General features: G+C 52.3%; 18 protein-coding genes. 16 read left to right on the plus strand and 2 right to left on the minus strand.

Annotated elements, in window-relative coordinates:
- Nucleotides 1-69 precede the first annotated feature (69 nt).
- The 5 genes from EIZ37_RS05240 (at nucleotide 70) to EIZ37_RS05260 (ending at nucleotide 4,042) form a co-directional block, all read left to right on the plus strand.
- A complete protein-coding gene (locus tag EIZ37_RS05240) occupies nucleotides 70-885 on the plus strand; it encodes a motility protein A (protein WP_134683516.1) in 816 nt (271 codons plus the stop codon).
- Nucleotides 875-1,678 (plus strand): OmpA family protein, encoded by an 804-nt coding sequence (locus EIZ37_RS05245; RefSeq protein ID WP_134683517.1) that lies wholly within the window; start codon nucleotides 875-877, stop codon nucleotides 1,676-1,678. Before EIZ37_RS05240 ends, EIZ37_RS05245 begins: the two co-directional genes overlap by 11 nt.
- 360 nt (nucleotides 1,679-2,038) lie before the next feature.
- Complete coding sequence (locus EIZ37_RS05250) at nucleotides 2,039-2,857, plus strand: basic amino acid ABC transporter substrate-binding protein (protein ID WP_134683518.1); 819 nt, start codon at nucleotides 2,039-2,041, stop codon at nucleotides 2,855-2,857.
- 209 nt (nucleotides 2,858-3,066) lie between these two features.
- Nucleotides 3,067-3,741, plus strand: coding sequence for an amino acid ABC transporter permease (locus EIZ37_RS05255; protein ID WP_134683519.1), 675 nt, complete (start codon nucleotides 3,067-3,069; stop codon nucleotides 3,739-3,741).
- A 103-nt stretch (nucleotides 3,742-3,844) separates the two neighbouring features.
- Complete coding sequence (locus EIZ37_RS05260) at nucleotides 3,845-4,042, plus strand: cold shock domain-containing protein (protein ID WP_134683520.1); 198 nt, start codon at nucleotides 3,845-3,847, stop codon at nucleotides 4,040-4,042.
- 63 nt (nucleotides 4,043-4,105) lie between these two features.
- Here EIZ37_RS05260 and EIZ37_RS05265 read toward each other — a convergent pair whose 3' ends face one another.
- Nucleotides 4,106-5,185, minus strand: coding sequence for an HD-GYP domain-containing protein (locus tag EIZ37_RS05265; protein ID WP_134683521.1), 1,080 nt, complete (start codon nucleotides 5,183-5,185; stop codon nucleotides 4,106-4,108).
- Between the two features lie 219 nt (nucleotides 5,186-5,404).
- Between EIZ37_RS05265 and hpf the strand changes: the two genes are divergently transcribed.
- The 4 genes from hpf (at nucleotide 5,405) to prfB (ending at nucleotide 11,478) form a co-directional block, all read left to right on the plus strand.
- On the plus strand, nucleotides 5,405-5,950 hold the full coding sequence (gene hpf / locus EIZ37_RS05270) for a ribosome hibernation-promoting factor, HPF/YfiA family (protein WP_134683522.1): 546 nt from the start codon (nucleotides 5,405-5,407) through the stop codon (nucleotides 5,948-5,950).
- A gap of 139 nt (nucleotides 5,951-6,089) precedes the next feature.
- Nucleotides 6,090-8,612 carry an accessory Sec system translocase SecA2 gene (gene secA2, locus EIZ37_RS05275; RefSeq protein WP_134683523.1) on the plus strand — a complete coding sequence of 841 codons (2,523 nt, stop codon included), beginning with the start codon at nucleotides 6,090-6,092 and terminating at the stop codon, nucleotides 8,610-8,612.
- Nucleotides 8,613-8,797: 185 nt separating this feature from the next.
- Nucleotides 8,798-10,234, plus strand: coding sequence for a S8 family serine peptidase (locus EIZ37_RS05280; protein WP_134683524.1), 1,437 nt, complete (start codon nucleotides 8,798-8,800; stop codon nucleotides 10,232-10,234).
- Nucleotides 10,235-10,361: 127 nt separating this feature from the next.
- A protein-coding gene (gene prfB, locus EIZ37_RS05285) for a peptide chain release factor 2 (protein ID WP_134683525.1) occupies nucleotides 10,362-11,478 on the plus strand; the annotation gives its coding sequence in 2 pieces (ribosomal slippage) (nucleotides 10,362-10,442 and nucleotides 10,444-11,478; 1,116 coding nt in all).
- Between the two features lie 6 nt (nucleotides 11,479-11,484).
- Here the strand turns inward: prfB and EIZ37_RS05290 are convergent.
- Nucleotides 11,485-13,203, minus strand: a complete 1,719-nt coding sequence (locus tag EIZ37_RS05290; RefSeq protein WP_134683526.1) for a PAS domain S-box protein — start codon at nucleotides 13,201-13,203, stop codon at nucleotides 11,485-11,487.
- Nucleotides 13,204-13,339: 136 nt separating this feature from the next.
- Between EIZ37_RS05290 and cccB the strand changes: the two genes are divergently transcribed.
- The 7 genes from cccB (at nucleotide 13,340) to argF (ending at nucleotide 22,268) form a co-directional block, all read left to right on the plus strand.
- The gene (cccB, locus tag EIZ37_RS05295; RefSeq protein ID WP_134683527.1) at nucleotides 13,340-13,723 is read left to right on the plus strand and encodes a cytochrome c551; all 384 of its coding nucleotides are present in this window, start codon (nucleotides 13,340-13,342) and stop codon (nucleotides 13,721-13,723) included.
- Nucleotides 13,724-13,836: 113 nt separating this feature from the next.
- Nucleotides 13,837-14,877: an N-acetyl-gamma-glutamyl-phosphate reductase gene (argC, locus tag EIZ37_RS05300; protein WP_134683528.1), complete on the plus strand. Its 1,041-nt coding sequence runs from the start codon at nucleotides 13,837-13,839 to the stop codon at nucleotides 14,875-14,877.
- A gap of 15 nt (nucleotides 14,878-14,892) precedes the next feature.
- On the plus strand, nucleotides 14,893-15,687 hold the full coding sequence (gene argB / locus EIZ37_RS05305; RefSeq protein ID WP_134683529.1) for an acetylglutamate kinase: 795 nt from the start codon (nucleotides 14,893-14,895) through the stop codon (nucleotides 15,685-15,687).
- A complete protein-coding gene (locus EIZ37_RS05310; protein ID WP_134683530.1) occupies nucleotides 15,684-16,868 on the plus strand; it encodes an aspartate aminotransferase family protein in 1,185 nt (394 codons plus the stop codon). The genes argB and EIZ37_RS05310 overlap by 4 nt, the downstream gene beginning before the upstream one ends.
- 136 nt (nucleotides 16,869-17,004) lie before the next feature.
- A complete protein-coding gene (locus EIZ37_RS05315) occupies nucleotides 17,005-18,117 on the plus strand; it encodes a carbamoyl phosphate synthase small subunit (protein ID WP_407921114.1) in 1,113 nt (370 codons plus the stop codon).
- Nucleotides 18,110-21,343 (plus strand): carbamoyl phosphate synthase large subunit, encoded by a 3,234-nt coding sequence (locus tag EIZ37_RS05320; RefSeq protein WP_134683532.1) that lies wholly within the window; start codon nucleotides 18,110-18,112, stop codon nucleotides 21,341-21,343. Before EIZ37_RS05315 ends, EIZ37_RS05320 begins: the two co-directional genes overlap by 8 nt.
- On the plus strand, nucleotides 21,294-22,268 hold the full coding sequence (gene argF, locus EIZ37_RS05325) for an ornithine carbamoyltransferase (protein WP_134683533.1): 975 nt from the start codon (nucleotides 21,294-21,296) through the stop codon (nucleotides 22,266-22,268). The genes EIZ37_RS05320 and argF overlap by 50 nt, the downstream gene beginning before the upstream one ends.
- Nucleotides 22,269-22,526 lie beyond the last annotated feature (258 nt).

The raw sequence follows: 22,526 nt of genomic DNA on the forward strand, positions 1-22,526 counted from the left end.
ACCCCATATCTGCTATAATAAAACCAAATCTTCGACAAATATTGATCAATTTCCCCAGGCAGGTGACCTATGAACACAACCAAAAAACGCTCCCTCATCCTGATAGGAGCGGTAGCCCTAATCCTGATCCACGCCGTCTACCTAAACGGCAGCCTAAAAGAACTGCTCAACATCACAGCAATCGAGCTGGTGGCCTTATCTGTCATCCTTTCCTACGCCATCAAACGAAAACACATCGAAATCAAACCATTATTCCGGCTCTTGATCCACGGCCGCCAGGGCAACGTGGAAGAATCTATCAAACGGTTCTACTACTATGCCCTCGTCCAAAAGGAACAGGGCCACAAATCACTCGAGCAGGAGCTCCTGAAAGAAGAAGACTCCTTCATCCAGCGAGGGTGCTACCTTGCTATCGAAGGGGTGCCGGAGGAAGAACTCCGCCTCATCCTGGAAAACGAGCTCAAAGGCGAGCAGTACCGCTACCAGCAGATCGGCGGGATGTTCCGCCTCATCAGCTTGCTGGCCCCAGGGATGGGATTGGTCGGGACGCTCCTCGGGATGACCGGCGTGCTGCGCACCTTGTCGGACTTCTCGCAGACGGGGCACAGCCTAAGCGCAGCGGTCGTCGCTACGCTGTACGGCGCGCTTCTGGCCAATATGTTCGCACTGCCTTGCTACTACCGCCTGATGGACATCTTCGACCAGGAGATGTTCGAAAAGCGTCTGTACATCGAAGGCTGCATCAGCCTGCAGCGGATGGAAACACCGCGGATCCTGTTTGAAAAGCTGAACTCCTTCTTGCCGGCCGATCAGAAGATGGTATTGATCAAGGAACCGGGCAGCATGCGCGGTACGATCGAAAGGCAGGCCCATTATGCTGGATGATCGGCAGTATGACGAGAAGGAGCTGGAAAAGAGCTGGCTGCTCAGCTACAGCGACCTTTTTACCCTGTTGTTTGTCATCATCCTGATCATCGCGGCATCCCACAGTTCTTCCATCGAGGCCAGGTTGGATGAAGTGAAAAAGGCAGAGGCGAAGCAGCAGGCAGAGCTAAAAGAAGCAGTGGAAAGCAAAGACATCCTGTCGCTGCAAAAGCTGGAACTGCAGCGGGACATTGCCTTTCTGGAAGGGAAGCGGGACGGGCTCTTACAAGAGACGAATACCCCGTTGCCTACGTTGCCCAGCCAACAGCAGCAGCAGGCAAAGTCTGAGGAGAACGCGTCCAAACCCGACATGGATACGGTCCGCAATCAGCTGGCGGCTGCCTTGCAGGAGCTGAACGTCAGCTTTGAAGAGACCCCGCAAGGACTGATGGTACGTCTGCCGGAAAACATCCTGTTCTCGAGCGGCTCGGCTGATCTGGGCGAGGAGGGGAAAGAAGCGATTGGCAAAATTGCGACGGTCCTAAGCCGTTTCCAGCATCCTGTACGCATCGAGGGCTACACGGATGATGTTCCCGTGAAAAACAGCAAGTATTCATCCAACTGGGAGCTGTCCTCGGCGCGTGCCATCGCGGTGATGCGGGAGATGGTGGACCAGCACGGTTTGGCTGCATCCCGGTTCATGATCGCAGGCTGGGGCGAATACAATCCGCTTGTTGATAACTCCAATGAAGAAAACCGTGCCCGCAACCGTCGCGTGGAAATGGTGATATTGGCCGATACAGGGAATCCGTAAATACGCGGATTCTCTTTTCTTTTGCCATAAACAAACCACAATTGCAATAAAAATTATTTTTCTAGTAAAAATATTCAAAAAAGGCAGGAAATAAGAAAGAAAAAAGCGAACTTTGTTGTTCTATGGAAGTCATTTGTTTCGTAAAACAATAGAAATGGGAGGGAAATCGTGAAGCGTAAACCATCCATTTCTTGTGAAAGCGGAACGGGTGTCGATATCCCCAGCTTGTGCACAACCTTATGTGGATAATGTGGATAAACTTGTGGAGAACGCATAAAAAACACATTTTCCATGTGGACAGGTATGGGGAAAAAGAAGCAGGACTATAGAATCCGGTAGAGACGACAAGGGGGCTTTTCTATGAAGATCGGAAAGAAATGGGCAACATCACTGATGCTTGTAGCGGGACTGAGCCTGGTGCTTGCAGGCTGTGGCGGCGGCTCGCAACCTGCGCAGGGCGGTCAAGCATCCACAGGCAGCCAAGCAGCGGCAGGCGGCGGTGCAGAGAAGGTTTACCAGGTAGGTACAGATGCTGCGTATCCGCCATTTGAAAAGATGGAAGCAGACAAGATTACGGGCTTTGACATCGAAGTGATCCAGGCGGTAGCCGATGCTGCGGGCATCAAGATCGAAGTGAAAAACACAGGCTGGGATCCGTTGTTTGAAGGGATTGGCAGCGGTGCTGTAGACATAGGGATCTCCGCAATCACCATTACCGATGAGCGCAAAGAGAAGTTTGACTTTTCGGAACCTTACTTTGAGGCGCATCAGTTGATCTTGCTGCCAGAGGATTCTACCGTCACCAAGCTGGCGGATCTGCAAGGCAAAAAGATCGGCGTTCAGTCTGCAACCACAGGCGAGACCGTGGTGAAAAAAGCATTCGGCGATACGTACGAAGGCATCAAGGGCTATGATGATACGCCATCCGCTGTGGATGATTTCTTCAATGGCCGTGTAGAAGCGGTAGTAGCGGACAATGCGGTATTGCAAGACTATGCGAAGAAAATCACTGACAAAAAATACAAGCTGGTCAAAGACGATTCCTTTGAAGTAGAAAACTACGGCATCATGGTGAAAAAAGGCAACGCGGAACTGCTTGGCAAAATCAACGAAGGTCTGAAAACCATCAAGGATAACGGCAAGCTGAAAGAGATTCACGCGAAATACTTCGGAGAATAATCCAAGGAAACGCAGGACGGGTGCGTCTTCGGGCGTGCCCGTTTTCTGGTCGATAAGAATTTATAAAATTCTCATCGACATAAGAGCAACGAAGCTCCGCCAAAGACTTGGCGTAGCCAAGTTTTTTCTAACGCGATAGACCGGATCGATGATGCCGCCCGCAGTATTGGCGGTTTGCAAAAATCGATGACAGCAAGAGGAGGGGTCGAATGGATTGGGGTGTAGTCTACGAATACCGTGAGCTCTTGTATCGAGGTGTGCTGAATACCATTTTGCTGACGACGGTCGCAACCGTCTGCGGGACGATCATGGGGCTGTTTATTGGACTTGGCAAGATGTCCAAAAACCCAGTGCTCAGAGTCCCTGCATCTATTTACGTTGAGGTGTTCCGTGGAACGCCGATGTTTGTCCAGATCTTGTTGATTCACTTTTCCCTCATCCCGGCCATTTGGCGGACGTTTTTCCCAGATGCGGATATCCCGACAGCGCTGTTCTCAGGCTTTGTTGCCCTTTCCTTGAATGCGGCCGCTTATATCGCGGAGATTTTTCGGGCAGGGATTCAATCCGTCGATCCCGGGCAGATGGAGGCGGCGCGTTCGCTTGGCATGACCAGGGGAATGGCAATGCGCATCATCATCATTCCGCAGGCCTTCCTGCGAATGCTGCCAGCGCTTGGAAACGAGTTTATTGCCCTTTTAAAGGATTCATCATTGCTGGCAGTGATTGCAACCGAGGAGCTTGGGTATTTTGCCTTTAGCGTGGCAAAAAATACCTTTGAGAAGCTGCCTCCATACCTGACGGCTGCCGCGATTTATCTGGTGCTTACCCTCTTCCTTTCCCGGGTGGTCGTGCGGGGACTGGAAAAGCGGTACACCCCAAAATAAGGCTGATTTGACTTTCAAAATCACGTGAGCTATATTCGTCTCATGAGACAAGCAACAAGCAACATCTCATACAAGTTTGTAAACGGAAAGGAATGTATTTCGCATGCAAGGTAAAGTTAAATGGTTCAACGCTGAAAAAGGTTTCGGTTTCATCGAGCGCGAAGACGGTGGCGATGTATTCGTTCACTTCTCTGCAATCAAATCGGAAGGCTTCAAAACACTCGACGAAGGACAAGCAGTTGAGTTCGATATCGTTGATGGCGACCGTGGTCCTCAAGCTGCTAACGTAGTGAAACTCTAATACCTACAAAACACAACCCCCTGCGAGGCGAAATGCCCCAGGGGGTTTTTGCATGCTTAGCATTCAACTGATCATTTTTTCAATCGACAGTGAACGGTGCTTGCGCAAGTCAAGATACTCCTCGCCACGGCGAACCAGCGGGCGCATCGGCTCATCCACATGGATCAAGACGACCTCTACTTGGGTGCCATCGGTAAGCATCGCCTGACAGCCTACATAGAGCGTCGCAATGTAGTTGATAAAGCGCGTCACGATTTCGGGATTCAGCAATCCATCCAGAGTCTGCTGCCATAAAAGCTGAGCGGCTTCATAAGGAGAAGTGCGCGTCTTGTATACCCGGTCGGAGCAGATCGCATCGAAGACATCGGCGACACCCACGATTTGGCTTTCAATGGGGATTTCTGCTCCTTTACGGCCTTGCGGATAGCCGGTGCCGTTTCGTCGTTCATGATGAAGCAGAGCGCTCTGCACGATAACCTCGTTGGTTCCTTCCATGGAGCTAAGAATCTTGGCCCCGAGAACCGTATGCTGCTTCATGATGTCAAACTCCTCCGGGGTCAAGCGATCGGGTTTCATCAGGATGTTTTGGGGGATCAGCATCTTGCCTACGTCATGCATCAAGCCTGCCTGTCCCAAGAGAATGATCTCCTCTGGCGTCCGATCCATCAGCTTGGCGATCAGGGCGGATAAAATGCCCACATTGATGGAGTGGCGATAGGTATACTTTTCAGAGCCCTCCAGCAAATAGATCGGGGTTAAGAGCCCGGTTTCCTTCATGACCTGGTTCAAGAGAGGGAAAAAAGCATCGGTAAATTGGCGAAGCGGGGGAATATAGACCTCCGTGACCTTGGCAAACAGTTCCTTGGTCAGCGCCATGGCATTTGTATAGGTTTCCGCTGCGCCGCGTTTTGCGAGCAGTGATTCAATTTGCGTGTCTACATTCTCACTTTGCTGCAAACTGGTGAAATGCATTTCGGATGACGCAGTGATATCCACCGCGGCAATTTTATGGGACAGGAGGAGGTTAATATCCGGGCGGGATAATACCGATCCAGCTGTCAGTAGAAGCAAGCCGTGTGCATTGAATACATCGCGGGCTAATGTTTTGCCGATCAATGAAAAAGATGTAGCTGCCTCTGCCATGCTACAATTCCTCCAACCACATTAATAGGACGAGACTGAATGACTAGGCCCATTATACCATATGTTGTCAAAAAACAGGGAAGGCTTTTCCTTTATGGAATTTTCTTGAAGTTCAATGTGTAAGATGTAAAAAGATTGTGAAATATTTTTGGGCAAGAAGGAGGGTTTTCTTAACGAACGGCGAATGTATATTTGCATAGACGGAAGGAGGTTTTGCCCATGAACTTCAACATTCGTGGTGAAAACATGCAGGTTACCGAAGCACTCCGAGATTATGTGGAAAAGAAGATCGGTCGTCTCGATCGCTACTTCGAAAGTCCACTGCCAACCGACGTACATGTAACCCTTCGAGTCCTCCGTGGTGAATCGACGATCGAGGTAACGATCCCGCTCACCGGCGTAATCATCCGAGCTGAAGAGACACATGATGACATGTATGCAGCCATTGATCTTGTTGTCGAAAAGCTGGAGCGTCAGATGCGCAAACACAAAACAAAGTTGATCCGCAAAGCAAGAGTGGACAACAGTCGCGGTTTAGTAAGAGAAGCCGAGCCAGTCGCGGTCGCCGATTATTTGGAAGATGTCGAGATTGATATCGTGCGTACCAAGCGTTTTGACTTGAAACCGATGGATGCGGAAGAGGCTGTCATGCAGATGGATATGCTGGGCCACAGTTTCTTCGTCTTCCAAAATTCCGACACCAGTGATGTCAATGTGGTATACCGCCGTCATGATGGGCGATATGGTTTGATCGAACCGAAATAAATCCGCATACAGCAGGGGAGTTGTGATGAGCAACTCCCCTTTACTTGTGCATATGCGGCTTGATTTGTTAGAATAGATCTTTAGAGAATGAGAATAGGTGCTCAAACGGTCTTCCCCGAGGAAGGAAGGAGTGTCCCGCATGTTAGGGCTTGTGAAAAAGATATTTGGAGATAGTAACGAACGCGAAGTAAAAAAGATGTTCAAGCGTGTTGAAAAAATTAACGCACTTGAGCCTGAGATTGCGGCATTGACCGATGCCCAATTGAGAGAAAAAACAGAGATCTTCAAAACCAGACTCGCTCAGGGCGAAAAGCTGGATGATATTTTGAACGAGGCGTTTGCGGTCTGCCGCGAAGCGTCCAAACGTGTGCTGGGCATGCGTCACTACGATGTGCAAATGATCGGTGGTATGGTCCTGCAGGAAGGGCGCATTGCCGAGATGAAAACAGGTGAAGGGAAAACGCTCGTGGCGACCCTGGCAACCTATCTGAACGCGTTGCAAGGCAAGGGCGTCCACGTTGTTACTGTGAACGAGTACTTGGCGGAGCGCGACTCGCAGACGATGGGTGAGCTGTACAACTTTTTAGGGCTCACGGTCGGGTTGAACAAACACGGCTTGACTCCCGAAGAAAAGCGGGAAGCCTACCTTTGCGATATTACGTACGGTACGAACAACGAATTCGGGTTTGACTACCTGCGTGACAACATGGTGCTCTACAAGGAGCAAATGGTGCAGCGGCCGCTCTATTTCGCGATTGTGGACGAGGTGGACAGCATCCTGATCGACGAAGCGCGCACACCGCTGATCATCTCGGGTGCAGCCAACCGTTCGACGGAGCTGTATTACATCTGCGCTCACTTTGTGAAACGTCTGGAAGAGGAAAAGGATTACACGATTGATGAGAAGCTGAAGATCGTGAACTTGACCGATGAGGGTGTGAGCAAGGTTGAAGCTGCGTTCAACATCGACAACCTGTATGACACAGCACATATGACGCTGAACCACCACATCATGGCAGCCCTCAAGGCACAGGCCATCTTCAAGCGCGACGTAGACTATGTCGTGCAAGATGGCGAGGTTGTCATTGTCGATGAATTTACCGGACGTTTGATGGTAGGCCGTCGTTACAGTGAAGGCCTGCATCAGGCGATCGAAGCAAAAGAAGGCTTGAAGGTGCAAAGCGAGAGCATGACGCTCGCGACCATCACCCTGCAAAACTACTTCCGGATGTACCAAAAGCTGTCCGGTATGACCGGTACGGCAAAAACCGAAGAAGAAGAGCTTAAGAAAATCTATGGCATGGACGTTGTGGTCATTCCAACGAATAAGCCGGTCATCCGTCAAGATCTCCCGGATTTGATCTACAAAACGGAAGCGGCCAAGTACCGTGCCGTAGTAAATGATATCGTGGAACGCCACAAAAAAGGACAGCCTGTGCTCGTGGGGACGATCTCCATCGAAAACTCGGAGCGTCTTTCGCACATGCTCAAGCAAAAAGGCGTGCCGCATAACGTCTTGAACGCGAAGCAGCATGAGCGTGAGGCCGAAATCGTAGCGCGCGCCGGTCAATACGGGGCGGTCACGATCGCGACCAACATGGCGGGTCGCGGTACCGACATCAAGCTGGGCGAGGGCGTAGCAGAGATTGGCGGTCTGCATATCCTGGGTACCGAGCGCCACGAATCTCGCCGGATCGATAACCAGCTGCGCGGTCGTGCCGGACGTCAAGGAGACCCGGGTTCGTCCCAGTTCTTCCTCTCCCTGCAGGATGAGCTGATGCGCCGTTTCGGAGCGGAGAACATCATGAACATGATGGATCGCCTCGGGATGGAGGAAGATGTGCCGATCGAGAGCCGTCTGGTATCCCGTGCGGTGGAGCAAGCCCAGAAGCGTGTGGAAGGCTCCAACTTCGATGCGCGGAAAGTAGTCCTGCAGTACGACGATGTAATGAACCAGCAGCGCGAAGTGATTTACAAGCAGCGCCGCGATATTTTGGAGCGCGAGGACATGAGCGACATCGCCCTGGGCATGATCAACAGTGTGGTCGAGCGCAATGTGACAGCTTACTGCCCGAAAGAAGAAGTGCCGGAGGACTGGGATCTGCAAGGGCTGGTCGATGCCGCGACCAACACTTATCTGCCAGAGGACTCCATTACGGTCTCTCAATTGAGGGGCAAAGAAGCAGAGGAAATCCTCGAATTCCTCAAAGAGCAAGTCGAGAATCATTACAGACAGCGTGAAGCGCAGATCGGCGAGATGATGCGCGAATTTGAAAAAGTCGTGATTCTGCGTGCGGTCGACAGCAAATGGATGGACCATATCGATGCGATGGAACAGCTGCGCCAAGGGATCCATCTGCGTGCGTATGGACAAAACGATCCATTGCGTGAATACCAATTTGAAGGCTATGAAATGTTCCAAAACATGATCGCTGCGGTTGAGGAAGAAGTGACGATGTACCTGATGAAGGCCGAGGTCAACCAAAACCTGGAGCGTCAGGAAGTCATCAAAGGACAAGGCGCGGATCCATCTGCCCTCCAGACCTCCGGCCCATCGGAACGTCCGATTAGCGAGACTTCCGGCGATGCCGATCCGAAAAATCGGGCGCAACGTCGTGCGGAGGAGCAGGAACGCAAGCGTGGCGGCAAGAAAAGCAAATAAGCAATGACGAGAAGCATCCTTTCTTCGACAGAGAGGATGCTTTTTTGTTGTTTTTACGTGTAAAAAAGTCTTGCGCTGTCAGTTCATAGGGGAAAGAAACGAACGCTTTTTCTGGAAAAAGGTGTGAAATTTCTATACATTTTTATCTAAGGACAAGCGTATTGATACGAAATGGAGGAATAGCCATGAAAGCCACCTATAAAATGATTGCGATGAACTCTACGATCGTATTCTCGCTGATTGCGGCCACTCTTGCCACCGTGCAAGCACCTGTGGTGGAAGCGAAAGCGGATAAATACTATATGGTTGCCTTTAAAGGGGAAGAATTGCCGGACGATTATGAAGAACGGATCGAGGAAGCGGGAGGAGAAGTCGAGCGAGCCATTGAAGAGATCGGCATCGTATCCGTAAGCTCAGATGATGCGGATTTCCTCGATCAGATACGCGAGGATAGCGAGGTCCACGCTGCGGATGAGGAGCTGGAGGTATACATCGAGGAAGATCCAGAAGATGCGGATGGCGAGCCGATTACCGACATCCCGCAGCCGGATTGGGACGATCCGGACCAAAATTACCATGACCTGCAGTGGGATATCAAACGGGTCACTAATGATTTTAAATCCCATGAGCTCAATCCGGGCAATCACGACACGGTTGTCGGCATTATCGACACCGGCATGGATTTTGACCATCCGGATCTGAAAGATAACGCGGACGAAAAGGGCAGCAAGACCTTTGTGCCAGGCACGGATGATGCATGGGATGAAAACGGTCATGGTACGCACGTGGCAGGTTCCATCGCAGCCAATGGCAAGGTGCTGGGTGTAGGTCCGAATCTGAAGGTGCGCGCCTACCGCGTGTTTGGCGCGACAGGCGGTGCACAGCAATCCTGGATCACCGATGCCATCGTGGAAGCCGCGAACGATGAAGTGGCTGTCATCAACATGAGCTTGGGCGGTTGGCGCTGGATGGCGCACAATCTGGGTGAGAAAGGCGATTCTGCTTCGATGGTGGCCTACAAGCGAGCGGTACAATATGCGGTGAATAAAGGTGTCACGGTTGTGGTTGCAGCGGGGAATGATTCACGCAACCTGGGCAGCTTGCATGACATGCAGGACTACTGGAAGGATACGTACGGCTTGGATATCAAAGGACCATCTCGCGTAGTGCCGGCACAAATACCGGGTGTCATCACCGTTTCATCCTCCAATGAGTGGTCGGATGATCTCCTGGCCTTCTACTCCAACTACGGAAACGACATCGATGTAGCTGCTCCAGGCGGCGATAACGGTCCGGTGTACGACGAGCTCTATCGGGAGGACCCGGACGGCGACTATCTCAACAAGCGCGACTTCAAGTACCGAACGCTGTCCACCTATCCAACTTATCTGCCGCCGTACTTCACCTCCAATCTCAAGGGCTATGCGTTCATGCACGGCACCTCCATGGCTGCGCCAAAAGTAGCCGGCATCGCTGCGGTGATAAAAGCCGAGCATCCAAACTACAGTCCATCCAAAATCCAGGCTCTGATCGAAAAAACAGCAGAGGATCTGGGGAAAAACGGCGAAGACAAATACTTTGGCGCGGGTGAAGCGAACATCTATCATGCGTTAAAGGACTAGAACGGACAAGGCCCTGGGCTGATTTTGGCCCGGGGGTTTTGCATTTGGGACAAGTGCAATGGTTGCACTCCCCACTTAATGCGATACAATAAGAACAGATCAACAGGAAAAGGAAGGTGGGCTTTCAATGGCCTTATTAGATGTGGTGGACGTCAAGCAAGAGATGTCCGCTTTGGGAAAACGCTTAGCGGAAATTAGGGGGTCTCTTTGACCTGCCTGTCAAAAAGGAACGCATAGGAGAGTTGGAGGATCGCATGCTGGCTCCCGACTTTTGGGATGACAATGATGCGGCCCAAAAGACGATCAGTGAACTGAATGCAATCAAGTCCCTGGTTGATAAAATGGGAGAGCTGGATGCGGCTTATGAGGATCTCCAGGTCATGCTGGAGCTGGTCGTGGAAGAAGGCGACGACTCGATGGTGCCTGACCTGTACGACAGCACCCAGGCCTTGAAAAAGCAATTTGAGAGCTTTGAGCTGCAGCTGCTCCTGAGCGACCAGTACGATAAAAATAATGCCATTCTCGAGCTTCATCCGGGGGCAGGCGGCACCGAGTCGCAGGACTGGGCTTCCATGCTGCTGCGGATGTATACACGTTGGGCAGAGGCGAACGGCTTCAAGGTGGAGACCCTGGATTACCTGCCCGGGGATGAAGCCGGTGTCAAAAGTGTCACCCTGCTGATCAAGGGGCATAATGCATACGGATATCTGAAGTCGGAAAAAGGAGTCCATCGTCTGGTCCGGATTTCGCCATTCGATGCTTCCGGACGCCGCCATACGTCATTTGTCTCCTGCAACGTCCTGCCGGAGATTGAAAATGACGATGAAGTGGAAATCCGCTCCGAAGACCTGAAGATCGATACGTATCGTTCCAGCGGTGCGGGCGGACAGCATATCAACACCACGGACTCCGCCGTACGGATCACTCATTTGCCTTCGGGGATTGTGGTGACCTGCCAGACGGAGCGCTCGCAGATTAAAAACCGCGAACGCGCAATGAAAATGCTCAGCGCGCGTCTGTTTGAGAGGATGCGGGAAGAGCAAGAAAAGACGTTGGCCGCCATCCAGGGCGAGCAAAAAGACATCGCCTGGGGCAGCCAGATCCGTTCTTATGTATTCCATCCCTACAGCATGGTCAAGGATCACCGGACCAACATGGAAACCGGGAATGTCCAAGCGGTCATGGATGGAGAAATCGATATCTTCATCGATGCGTATCTGCGCTCGAGCCTCAACAAATCATAAGCCAGTTTACAAAACGGTGGGAAGCACGATGCTGACCACCGTTCCTTTTCCTACCTGACTTTCGATGGTCAATTCTCCGTGATGCTCTTTGATGATTTTCTGACTGACCATCAGTCCGAGGCCCGTCCCTTTTTCCTTCGTGCTGTAAAAGGGTTCGCCGAGCCGCGGGATCAATTCTTCCGGAATGCCGCAGCCTTGATCGATAAACTGAATCCGCACATGACTGCTGTTCGGCAAGGAGATGGAAATGAAGAGGTCACCGCCATCTGGCATGGCTTCGATTCCGTTTTTGATCAGGTTGATAAACACTTGCTTCATTTGTTTTTCTTCACAGTAAATAAAGGGGATGGGAGCATTCAGCGCCAGGCAAATCCGGATATTGTCCATATTGGTTTGCGGCTCCAGAAGCTTGATGACACTATGAAGTAAGAAATAAAGATCATGCCTTTTGAAATGATGGGCCTGTGGCTTTGCCAATAAAAGAAGCTCACTGGCGATAAAATTGATGCGGTCGATTTCCGCCATCATGACATCCAGATAACGTTTCTTTTCAAAATTTTCAGTCTGCAGCAGCTGGATGAATCCGCGCAGTGCGGTCAAAGGATTGCGAATCTCATGGGCAATTCCGGCGGCCAGCTCGCCCAGCACGGATAGCTTGTCGGAATGCCGCAGCAGCTCCTCTGTTTTCCGGCGCTCCGAGATATCCCGGCCGAAGATGATGACTTTTTCCACCTCTTGGTCGGCTCCCAAGACAGGAATACCCCTGACTTCGATAATATGTATATTCCCGTTCACATCTTGATAACGAAATTCGGAACACGGGGTAGGCTGCTTGGTCCGAAGCATTTCGCGAAATAGTCGAGTAGCAGGAATAAGGTCTTCCGAATAAAGAAGAGACGTGCATTTTCTTCCCACCAAAGCTTCCGGATCGTAGCCCAGAACACTTGCGTGAGAAGGAGAGGCATAGAGAATGATTCCTTCTTTATTTACGGTACGAATGAGATCCAGCACATTTTCAGCAATCAGACGGTAGCGCTCTTCACTCAGCCGCAGCTCCTCTTCGACCCGTTTGCGATCGGTAATGTCCACGCAGGAACCAATCACCTCCGCCACCACACCATTGCGATAGACCGGCTTCAATGTCGCCAGATACGTAATTCCGGTCCCGCTAGTACCTTCATAGGTGACGCTTTCTCCATTCCAGGCACGTTCATAGTAAGCACTTTTGCGCACGGCAACATCAGGAGGGAGAAAATCGGACAACTCGCATCCGATGACGGTTTCAGGACTCCGCCCAAGCTTATAAGCGAGCTCGCCATTGCATAAGGTATGGATGAATCGTCCATTCACCTTTTTATATTTGAAGGTCATCCCTTGCTGCAAATTGATGGTTTCCTGATACTCTATCTCGGTCGATCGCAGTTCGTTTTCCAGCCGTCTTTTTTCCGACGTGTCTTTTGCGGTGCAGAGCAAAAAGGATTGCCCATCGAACGAAAAGGGGTGCACCTCAATGCGACGATGCGGACATTCCAATTGCTTTTTATCGGACAAAAGCCCCGGGAAAAATTCCTCGATATTCGTGCCTATCACATCGTTCATATGACAGCCCAAGAACTCTTCAGCAGATCGATTGAGAAACTGAATCGCTCCTGTTTGGTCGAGAATCATCACCTCAAAAGGTAAACAAGCATGAAGGGTATGAACAAGCAAGGCATCTCGTCTCATATCTCAACCCCGTTTATAAGGATGGTTTTGCAAAGATTTTCGCCATATGCTGTCAAAAATCCTACTGCAGTGCCGTATGTTCTCGATTCGGATGAGGAATACTTAGCGAGAAAGAAAATCTAAGGGAGGAAGCGACATGAACCGTTTATGGGGGTTCGTAGCAGCGGGAGCTCTTACCGTTGCGCTCAGTGCCTGTGGGGGCGGCAACAATAATCAGGCACAGCAGCCATCCGGTCAGCCAGCAACCGAAACACCAGCGACAGAAACACCACCGGCAACCGGAGGCAATGCTACGTATGATGCGGCGGCGGCGGAAGCGGCTTTTAAAAATAAGTGCGCGTCTTGCCATGGTCAAAACTTGGAGGGAATGGTGGGTCCGAATCTGACAGCTGTTGGCTCGAAATACAGCAGAGATCAGATCCTGGAGATCATTGAAAAAGGAAAAGGCGGAATGCCTCCAGGGATGGCAACGGGCACTGATGCGGAAGCTTTAGCGTCGTGGCTGGCAGATAAGAAATGATGATGGTGTAAAAAGGAAACGTCCGTCAGAAAAAGTCGGACGTTTTTTATTTGTATTTCCTCTGCATTTTTATTATTATTGTTGTATAAAAATTCAGAAGGGTGTAGAAAACCATGATACGAGTCGGAATTGTCGGAGCGACAGGATACAGCGGTGTGGAGCTGATCCGCCTGCTTTCCCAGCATCCGCAGGCACACGTGAATCGACTGTATACAAGTTCGGCCGAAGGTGAATCCTTGGTCCCTGTTTTTCAGCATCTCACGGGGCATGCGCTGCCGCGACTGGAAGCGATTGATCCGGTGCGTATGGCCAGCGACAATGATTTGATCTTTCTAGCGACGCCGGCGGGTGTCAGCAGCGCGCTTTCCCCGCAGCTGGTCGAAAAAGGGGCACGCGTGATTGATCTTTCGGGAGATTTCCGCTTGTCTTCACCGGAGCAATATCGCAGCTGGTACAAAAAAGAACCGGCTGCCCAGGAATGGTTGGATCGGGCGGTGTTTGGCCTGCCGGAGTGGAATCGGGAAAGCGTGGCTGATGCTGCACTCCTGGCCAATCCGGGTTGTTATCCAACGGCAACCTTGCTTGGCTTGCTGCCGTTGGCGAAAAGCGGCTGGGTGGATCCGCAGAGCTGGATCGTAGACGCCAAATCAGGAGTTTCCGGTGCAGGCAGAGGAGTTTCCCTCGGGGTGCATTTCAGTGAAGTCAATGAAAGCATCTCCGCCTATAAGGTGGGGCAGCATCAGCATACACCGGAAATTGAGCAGGAGCTGTGCAGACAGACGGGTGTTGAACAGCTGATCCAATTTACCCCCCACCTGGTACCCATGACGCGCGGAATCCTGGCGACTTCTTATGCCAAGCTGCACACCAGCGTGACTGCCGAGCAGTTGCAGGCGCTTTATGAGACTGCATATGCAGACAAACCGTTTGTCCGGATACGCCCTTTTGGCAGCCATCCGCGAACCAAAGAAGTATACGGTTCTAACTATTGCGATATCGCGCTGCACCTCGATGAGAGAACCGGTCGCGTCATCGTGCTATCCGTGATCGACAATGTCGTCAAAGGAGCGGCTGGCCAGGCGGTGCAAAATATGAACATCATGTTTGGGCTGGAGGAAACAAGCGGGCTGCCGATCGTGCCGGTATTTCCGTAGATGGGAGAGAATTCGATGAAGGAATCATTGATCGTGATTAAATGCGGCGGCAGTACGATGGAGCAATTGCCGGAATCGTTTTTTGCAGCGATTGCAGCTCTGCAAAGGGACGGTCAGCAGTTGGTCATCGTCCATGGCGGCGGTCCGGCGATCAACGCCATGCTGTCCTCGCTGCAGATCGAACCGCAATTTGCAGATGGCCTGCGGGTTACCTGTGAGCAAACGATGCAAGTGGTAGAGATGGTTCTTGCCGGATCCATTAATAAACAACTGGTTCGCCGGATCCATCAGGCTGGCGGAAAAGCATGGGGAGTGAGCGGACAGGACGGTGGACTGCTGACGGCACGTCAAACCACGAAGCCCCTCGGACAGGTGGGAGAGATTGAGCAAGTCGATGCGAGTCTGATTCAGACGATTCTCACAGCCGGCTATATTCCGGTCATTGCTCCGGTAGGGATCTCCGCGGATGGGAAAAGCTGCTTCAACATCAATGCTGATACAGCAGCGGGGGCGATCGCAGCAGCGCTCCAAGCGGAAAAACTGCTGATGATTACCGATGTGCCGGGTATTTTACAGATGGATGCGCAGGGTGAGAAACAACTGCTCGCGCAGACAAATGCAGCACAAATAGAGAACATGATCACGTCAGGGGAAATCTACGGGGGAATGATCCCCAAGGTAAAGGCGGCGCTGGATGCCCTGCAGGAAGGCGTAAAAGAAGTGGTCATCTGCCGCGGAGATGCGGATGATCTCAAGCAGGCCAGCGCAGGTAAAGAGATAGGAACAACAATCAAAGGAGTGGGAGCATGAGTACGGTGACAACAGCAGCACATTTGATGAATACGTATTTCAAATGGCCGATCCGGCTGGTAAAAGGACAAGGAAATCGCGTCTGGGACGACAAGGGACGCGAATACCTCGATGCCACTTCCGGTATTGGGGTTAACGCTCTCGGACACGTGCCGCCGACCGTTGCCAAACGGCTGCATGAACAGGTGGATACGCTCTGGCATACCAGCAATCTGGTGGAGCATCCTTTGCAGGAGCAGCTGGCAGAAAAGCTGGCGGCCATCTCTGGTCTGGACCGTGCCTTTTTTTGCAACAGCGGTGCGGAGGCGAACGAGGCGGCAATCAAGCTGGCGCGGCGCTACATGCAAAAAGTGAAGGGCGAAGAGCGCTTTGAGATCATTACGTTTACACAGTCGTTTCACGGGCGGACATTGGCTACCTTGACTGCAACTGGGCAGGACAAGGTGAAGGACGGCTTCCTGCCGCTGCCGGAAGGATTTATTCATCTGCCGTACAATGATGTGCAAGCTGTCCAGGAAGCGATCAGCTCCAAGACATGCGCGGTGATGCTGGAACTGGTCCAAGGGGAAGGCGGCGTCTATCCGGCAGAAGAAGCGTGGGTGAAGGAGCTTCGCAAGCTTTGCGACGCACATGGGGCTCTGCTAATCATTGACGAGATCCAGACGGGAATGGGACGCACGGGTGAATGGTTTTCCTATCAGCATTACGGGATCAAGCCGGATATCATATCGGTGGCGAAAGCGTTGGGCAGCGGCTTTCCGGTAGGCGGCATTCTGGCAACGGAAGAGGTAGCCCAAGCTTTTGCGCCAGGGACACATGGCACCACGTTCGGGGGCAATCCATTGGCGATGGCCGCAGGAATCGCGACAGTCGAGACGCTGCTGGCAGAGCAAGCGCCGGCAAAGGTAAAAGGCCTTCATCAACAATTCATGGTACACCTGCAGGCAATCCAGCAGGCGCATCCCGACAAGGTGAAGGCGATTCGCGGAAAGGGCTTGCTGATCGGCCTTGAAACGACGCAAGCTGCAGCCGATCTGATCACCTACATTCGCGAAAAGCACGGCATTCTGCTGCTGGTAGCGGGTCCGCAGGTAGTACGGCTGCTGCCATCGTATATTACGACGGAGGCAGAGATTGAACAAATTGCCGCAGCATTGAAGGATGCGCTCCAAAACGTATAAAAATATCGTGCAACGAGTGTCCATTTTTTGAATACTCGTTGCATTTTTATTAATAATCATGTATATTAATTCATTATTATGCATATGTTTGCGATAGACATATACGGATCGACTGATGGAGAGAGGAGTGGGCATTTTGAAACAAGACAACAAAGGACACAACACCGGATATCTTACTCTGGCGAATGGGCAGGTTTTTGCGGGGACGCTTCATGGAGCCCTGCAGGATGCATACGGTGAAGTGGTTTTTCATACAGGCATGACAGGATATCAGGAGGTCATGACGGATCCTTCCTTCGCCGGACAGATCGTGACCTTTACCTACCCGCTGATCGGCAACTACGGGATTAATGAATGGGACTACGAAGCGCTGGCACCTGCGCTGAAAGGCATGGTCGTCAGTGAATTGTGCGAGGCGCCAAGCCATTACCGCAGCAGTTCCTCCCTTGGCCAAATTGCCGAGCATTTCGGCTTTCCGATTTTGGCCGGTGTGGATACGCGAAGCATCACCAAGCTGGTAAGAACACACGGCACCATCTATGGCATCATCGCGGATCGTCCTCTTTCAGTAGAGGAAGTGGCCGCTTACCAAGAGGGACATGAGCAAACCCGCAAAACGCTGGTGGCCAGTGTCTCTCCGCAAAAAATGGAAACCTACCCGGGGCAAGGCGAGCATGTCGTGCTGGTGGATCTGGGAGCAAAACGTTCCATCCTGCAATCTCTGCTGGAGAGCGGCTGCAAGGTGACGGTTGTTCCATTCAATACCACCTATGCGCAAATCCAAGCGCTGTCACCGGATGGCATCGTGTTTTCCAACGGTCCCGGGGACCCCGCTGATCTGCTCCCGTATTGTGCGGAATGGCGCAAAGCTGCTGAAAGCTACCCAACACTAGGAATCTGCTTGGGTCATCAGCTTGTCGCCCTCATGTTCAACGGGAAAACCGAGAAATTGTCCTACGGTCACCGGGGCAGCAACCATCCGGTGAAGGATCTGATCACCGGGAAAGTATACATGACCTCGCAAAATCACGGCTATGTCGTCAAAGAAGAGTCGATCGACAAGCGGGTGCTGGCCGTCACCTATCGCAATGTAAACGACAAATCGGTAGAAGGTCTGCGCCATTTGCATCTGCCGATCATGAGCGTGCAATTTCATCCGGAAGCACATCCGGGTCCAGACGATACATCCCATATCTTCCATCAATTCATCCAAGAGATGCGGACAGTAGGAGCGAAACATTATGCCTAAAAACGAACAGATCAAAAAAGTGCTGGTCATCGGATCGGGTCCGATCGTGATCGGTCAAGCGGCAGAATTCGATTATGCAGGGGCGCAGGCATGCCTGTCACTGCGCGAAGAAGGCGTCGAGATCGTCCTGGTAAACAACAATCCGGCAACGATCATGACCGATCAGCAGATGGCTGACAAAGTATACCTCGAACCGTTAACCGTGGAATCCTTGCGTATGATTATCGACAAAGAGAAGCCGGACGGTCTGCTGCCTACCCTCGGGGGGCAAACGGGGCTGAATCTGGCGGTATCGCTGGCGGAGGCAGGCATTTTGCAGGAGTTCGGCGTGGCTCTGCTCGGCACCCCGCTGGAAGCCATTAAAAAAGGGGAGGACCGCGAGCTGTTCAAGCAGCTGATGCAGGAGATCGGCGAGCCGGTTCCAGAATCGGAAACCGTCGAGTCGGTGGAAGATGCGGTCGCGTTTGCCAAGCGGATCGGCTATCCCGTCATCGTACGCCCGGCCTATACATTGGGTGGAGCTGGCGGCGGTATCGCGGCGGATGAAGCTGCCCTGCGCAAAGTGGCGACAGGCGGTATCGCCGCAAGCCCAATCGGTCAGGTCCTGATCGAGCGCAGCGTCAAAGGATGGAAAGAAATCGAGTACGAAGTGATGCGGGATGCCAACGATACTTGCATCATCGTCTGCAACATGGAAAACATCGATCCGGTGGGCATTCACACCGGGGACAGCATCGTCGTAGCACCTTCCCAGACACTGACGGACAGACAGTATCAGATGCTGCGCAGTGTGTCGGTAAAAGTGATCCGCTCGCTCGGAGTCGTTGGCGGCTGTAACATTCAATTCGCCCTCGATCCCGATTCGGACCGTTACTACCTGATCGAAGTGAATCCGCGTGTCAGCCGTTCCAGCGCGCTGGCCTCCAAAGCGACCGGCTATCCCATCGCCCGGATCGCAGCCAAATTGTCTCTGGGCTATACCTTGGACGAAGTGATCAATCCGATCACCGGATACACATACGCAAGCTTTGAGCCTACCCTTGACTATATCGTGGTGAAAATCCCACGTTGGCCTTTTGATAAATTCCCGCTGGCGGATCGGCTGTTGGGCACACAGATGAAAGCGACCGGCGAAGTCATGGCGATCGGACGCAATCTGGAGTCCGCCCTGCTCAAAGCAGTCCGCTCTCTGGAGCTTGGCTATACCCATCTCCAGCGGAATGATATTGCCGCATTGAATCAGGAACAGCTGCAGCAGGCTCTGCAGGATGCGACCGATATCCGCCTATTTGCCCTCGCGGAAGCCATTCGCAAGGGCTATACGGAGGAAGAGCTGATCGCTGCGACGGGGATCGATCCTTTTTATCTGCGCAGCCTGAAGCGCATCACCCTGCTCGAACAGCAGCTGGCAGAAAGCGGCTGGGACAATCTATCCCAAGAGCTGTTGTGGGAAGCGAAAAACCGCGGCTTTGCGGACAAGACAATCGCCACGTTGACTGGCGTGACTGTGGAAGCCGTGCGCAAGAAGCGTTCAGAGCTTGGCCTGAAGCCTGCCTATAAAATTGTGGATACGTGCGCAGCAGAATTTGAAGCGCAAACTCCGTATTACTATTCAACCTGGCTCGGCAGTGACGAGGTAGCGGATATTACCGGCCGCAAGATCATGGTGCTGGGCTCCGGACCGATTCGGATCGGTCAGGGGATCGAGTTCGACTATTGCTCCGTGCATGCCGCAAAAGCGCTGCAGGCGCAAGGGATCGCCGCGATCGTCGTCAACAACAACCCGGAGACAGTCAGCACCGATTATGAAACGGCTGACCATCTCTATTTCGAACCATTGACCGTAGAGGATGTGCTCCATGTGGCGGAGCGTGAGCAGGTAGAAGGGGTCATCGTCCAATTCGGGGGCCAGACTGCGATTAATCTGTCTGCATCTCTGGCTGAAGCGGGACTGAATATTCTGGGGACACCGCTTTCCTCGATCCATTTGGCGGAAGACCGGAAATTGTTCTACAACATGCTGCGCGAGCTGGAGATCCCGCATATTCCGGGGGCGGGGGTCACATCGAAGGCAGAAGCATTGCAAGCAGCCGAATCCATCGGGTATCCGATCCTACTACGTCCCTCCTATGTCATCGGCGGGCAAGGCATGGTAATTGCCCAGACGGCGGAAGAGCTCGAAGCGACCATTGATCATTGGCTGGTGGAAAAGCAGGGCGATAGCTTCTTCCCGCTCTTGGTAGACAAATATGTGCCCGGCATGGAGGTAGAAGTCGATGCCGTATGCGATGGCGAAGACGTCCTGATTCCTGGCATCTATGAGCACGTAGAAAAAGCAGGGATTCACTCGGGTGACAGCATGGCGATCTTCCCGGCGCAAAGCCTTTCCGCCGAGCAAAAGGCGACCCTGCACAGCTATACGGAACGGATCGGGAAGAAAATGAAGGCGATTGGTCTTATCAACATCCAATTCGTCGTGGCAGATGGCGTGATCTACGTGCTGGAGGTCAACCCGCGCGCTTCGCGGACCACCCCGATCACCAGCAAAGTGACGGGAGTGCCGATGGTTCAGCTGGCGATCCGCGCTCAGCTGGGCGAAAAGCTTGCCGCGATGGGCTATGGCACAGGGCTTTTGGCAGACATACCGTTTGCTGTGGTAAAGGCACCGGTATTCTCGACTGTGAAGCTGACGGGAGTAGACCCAGTGCTCGGACCAGAAATGAAATCAACCGGCGAGGTGCTTGGGCTGGGACGCACCATAGCCGAGGCGGCGATGAAAGCATTCCGCTTCAAAGATCAATCCATCACGGTGCCGCAGTCTGGCGACACGATGCTGCTGTCGCTGGCCGATGCGGATAAAGTGAAGTGGAGCGGAGCGCTGGGCGAGATGACAAAACGAGGCGTCCGGTTTGTCGCAACGCCGGGAACCGCTGCGTGGCTGCAAGCAAATGGAGCGGATGTGCTCCAGATCGTACAGGACGAAAAGGAGTTCACTCAGCTTTTGCAAGCCACAGCCGTTTCCCTGGCCTTGATCACCGCGACCGTTGGCAATAAGCAAGGAAGAACAGGGTTTGCCCTGCGCAGTACTGCGTTGCAAAAAGGTATTCCATTGTTTACGGCGATGGAGACATTCACATTGTTTGTTCAATCCATTTTGGCGAAGGAGAGTGGCGGGTATGGAAACTGTGAAGACATTGGCTCATTATCCCAGTGTGCAGCCGTTTAAATGGTCGGGGAAGGATTTTTTGCGCGGCGATGAATTCAGCAAGGAGGAGCTGGAGCATTTGCTCCAGCTGGCCATTCATCTGAAGCAGCTGCAAAAGGATGGTCAAGTGTACCAGCCGCTCAAGGGAAAAACCTTGGGGATGATCTTTGACAAGGCTTCGACGAGAACCCGCGTCTCTTTTGAAGTAGGGATGTACCAGCTGGGCGGCATCGGGATGTATTTGAACGGAAAAGAGCTGCAGCTCGGCCGGGGAGAGCCGATCAGTGACACCGCAAAAGTATTGTCCCGCTATGTGGACGGCATCATGATCCGCACCCACGCTCACTCGATTGTAGAGGAGCTGGCGGCACATGCGTCGATTCCGATCATCAATGGCTTGACCGATCTGTTCCATCCTTGCCAGGCGCTGGCCGACTTGCAGACCATTCTGGAGCACAAAGGCAAGCTGAAGGGCGTCAAAGTGGCATACATCGGCGATGGCAACAATGTGGCCCATTCGCTTGTACTTTCCGCAGCCAAACTGGGCATGGACATTCGGGTCGCGACACCGGCTGGCTACGAAATGAACGAGACGATCACCCGCCAGACACAGGCGCTGGCCGATGCGCACGGCAGCAAGCTGCTCACCACCACCGATCCCGAGCTGGCTGTCTACGGCGCGGACATCATTTATACAGATGTATGGACCAGTATGGGCTTTGAAGAGGAAAACGAAATCAGGCTGAACGCTTTTGCCGGCTATCAAGTGAATGAAAAGCTGGTCAAATTGGCTCACAAGGATTACTCGTTCATGCACTGCCTGCCTGCACACCGTGACGAAGAAGTGACAGGAGAAATCATTGACGGCCCGCATTCTGTCGTATTCGATCAGGCGGAAAATCGCTTGCACGCGCAAAAGGCGGTTATGGCAACTCTGTTAACATAAGAGACCTCCGATCAATCGGAGAAGGTTACACCAAAAAGTGATCGTATTTAGCAGATGCTTGTCGATATTTATTCACCAGCGGGTGATAGCGAGAGTATGCAAGCATCCCTGGTTTAATCTATTAGTCATAGGGCAAGAGAGGGTCTACGCTCTCAAGAAATGCATAAAAATGTAATGACTTTCTTTTATTTTCAAAAAATTGAGTCTTATTTCCTAGTATTTTTCGAAACAAATAAGCAAAACAAACTAAGCTAATTC

It is taken from the genome of Brevibacillus migulae (assembly GCF_004521915.1).
Classification (GTDB): domain Bacteria; phylum Bacillota; class Bacilli; order Brevibacillales; family Brevibacillaceae; genus Brevibacillus_F; species Brevibacillus_F migulae.

What these genes read in the sequence shown, in the direction of transcription:
- EIZ37_RS05240 (WP_134683516.1), top strand. Translation starts at nt 70, where the DNA reads ATGAACACAACCAAAAAACGCTCCCTCATCCTGATAGGAGCGGTAGCC.
- EIZ37_RS05245 (WP_134683517.1), top strand. Translation starts at nt 875, where the DNA reads ATGCTGGATGATCGGCAGTATGACGAGAAGGAGCTGGAAAAGAGCTGG.
- EIZ37_RS05250 (WP_134683518.1), top strand. Translation starts at nt 2,039, where the DNA reads ATGAAGATCGGAAAGAAATGGGCAACATCACTGATGCTTGTAGCGGGA.
- EIZ37_RS05255 (WP_134683519.1), top strand. Translation starts at nt 3,067, where the DNA reads ATGGATTGGGGTGTAGTCTACGAATACCGTGAGCTCTTGTATCGAGGT.
- EIZ37_RS05260 (WP_134683520.1), top strand. Translation starts at nt 3,845, where the DNA reads ATGCAAGGTAAAGTTAAATGGTTCAACGCTGAAAAAGGTTTCGGTTTC.
- EIZ37_RS05265 (WP_134683521.1), bottom strand. Translation starts at nt 5,185, where the DNA reads ATGGCAGAGGCAGCTACATCTTTTTCATTGATCGGCAAAACATTAGCC.
- hpf (WP_134683522.1), top strand. Translation starts at nt 5,405, where the DNA reads ATGAACTTCAACATTCGTGGTGAAAACATGCAGGTTACCGAAGCACTC.
- secA2 (WP_134683523.1), top strand. Translation starts at nt 6,090, where the DNA reads ATGTTAGGGCTTGTGAAAAAGATATTTGGAGATAGTAACGAACGCGAA.
- EIZ37_RS05280 (WP_134683524.1), top strand. Translation starts at nt 8,798, where the DNA reads ATGAAAGCCACCTATAAAATGATTGCGATGAACTCTACGATCGTATTC.
- EIZ37_RS05290 (WP_134683526.1), bottom strand. Translation starts at nt 13,203, where the DNA reads ATGAGACGAGATGCCTTGCTTGTTCATACCCTTCATGCTTGTTTACCT.
- cccB (WP_134683527.1), top strand. Translation starts at nt 13,340, where the DNA reads ATGAACCGTTTATGGGGGTTCGTAGCAGCGGGAGCTCTTACCGTTGCG.
- argC (WP_134683528.1), top strand. Translation starts at nt 13,837, where the DNA reads ATGATACGAGTCGGAATTGTCGGAGCGACAGGATACAGCGGTGTGGAG.
- argB (WP_134683529.1), top strand. Translation starts at nt 14,893, where the DNA reads ATGAAGGAATCATTGATCGTGATTAAATGCGGCGGCAGTACGATGGAG.
- EIZ37_RS05310 (WP_134683530.1), top strand. Translation starts at nt 15,684, where the DNA reads ATGAGTACGGTGACAACAGCAGCACATTTGATGAATACGTATTTCAAA.
- EIZ37_RS05320 (WP_134683532.1), top strand. Translation starts at nt 18,110, where the DNA reads ATGCCTAAAAACGAACAGATCAAAAAAGTGCTGGTCATCGGATCGGGT.
- argF (WP_134683533.1), top strand. Translation starts at nt 21,294, where the DNA reads ATGGAAACTGTGAAGACATTGGCTCATTATCCCAGTGTGCAGCCGTTT.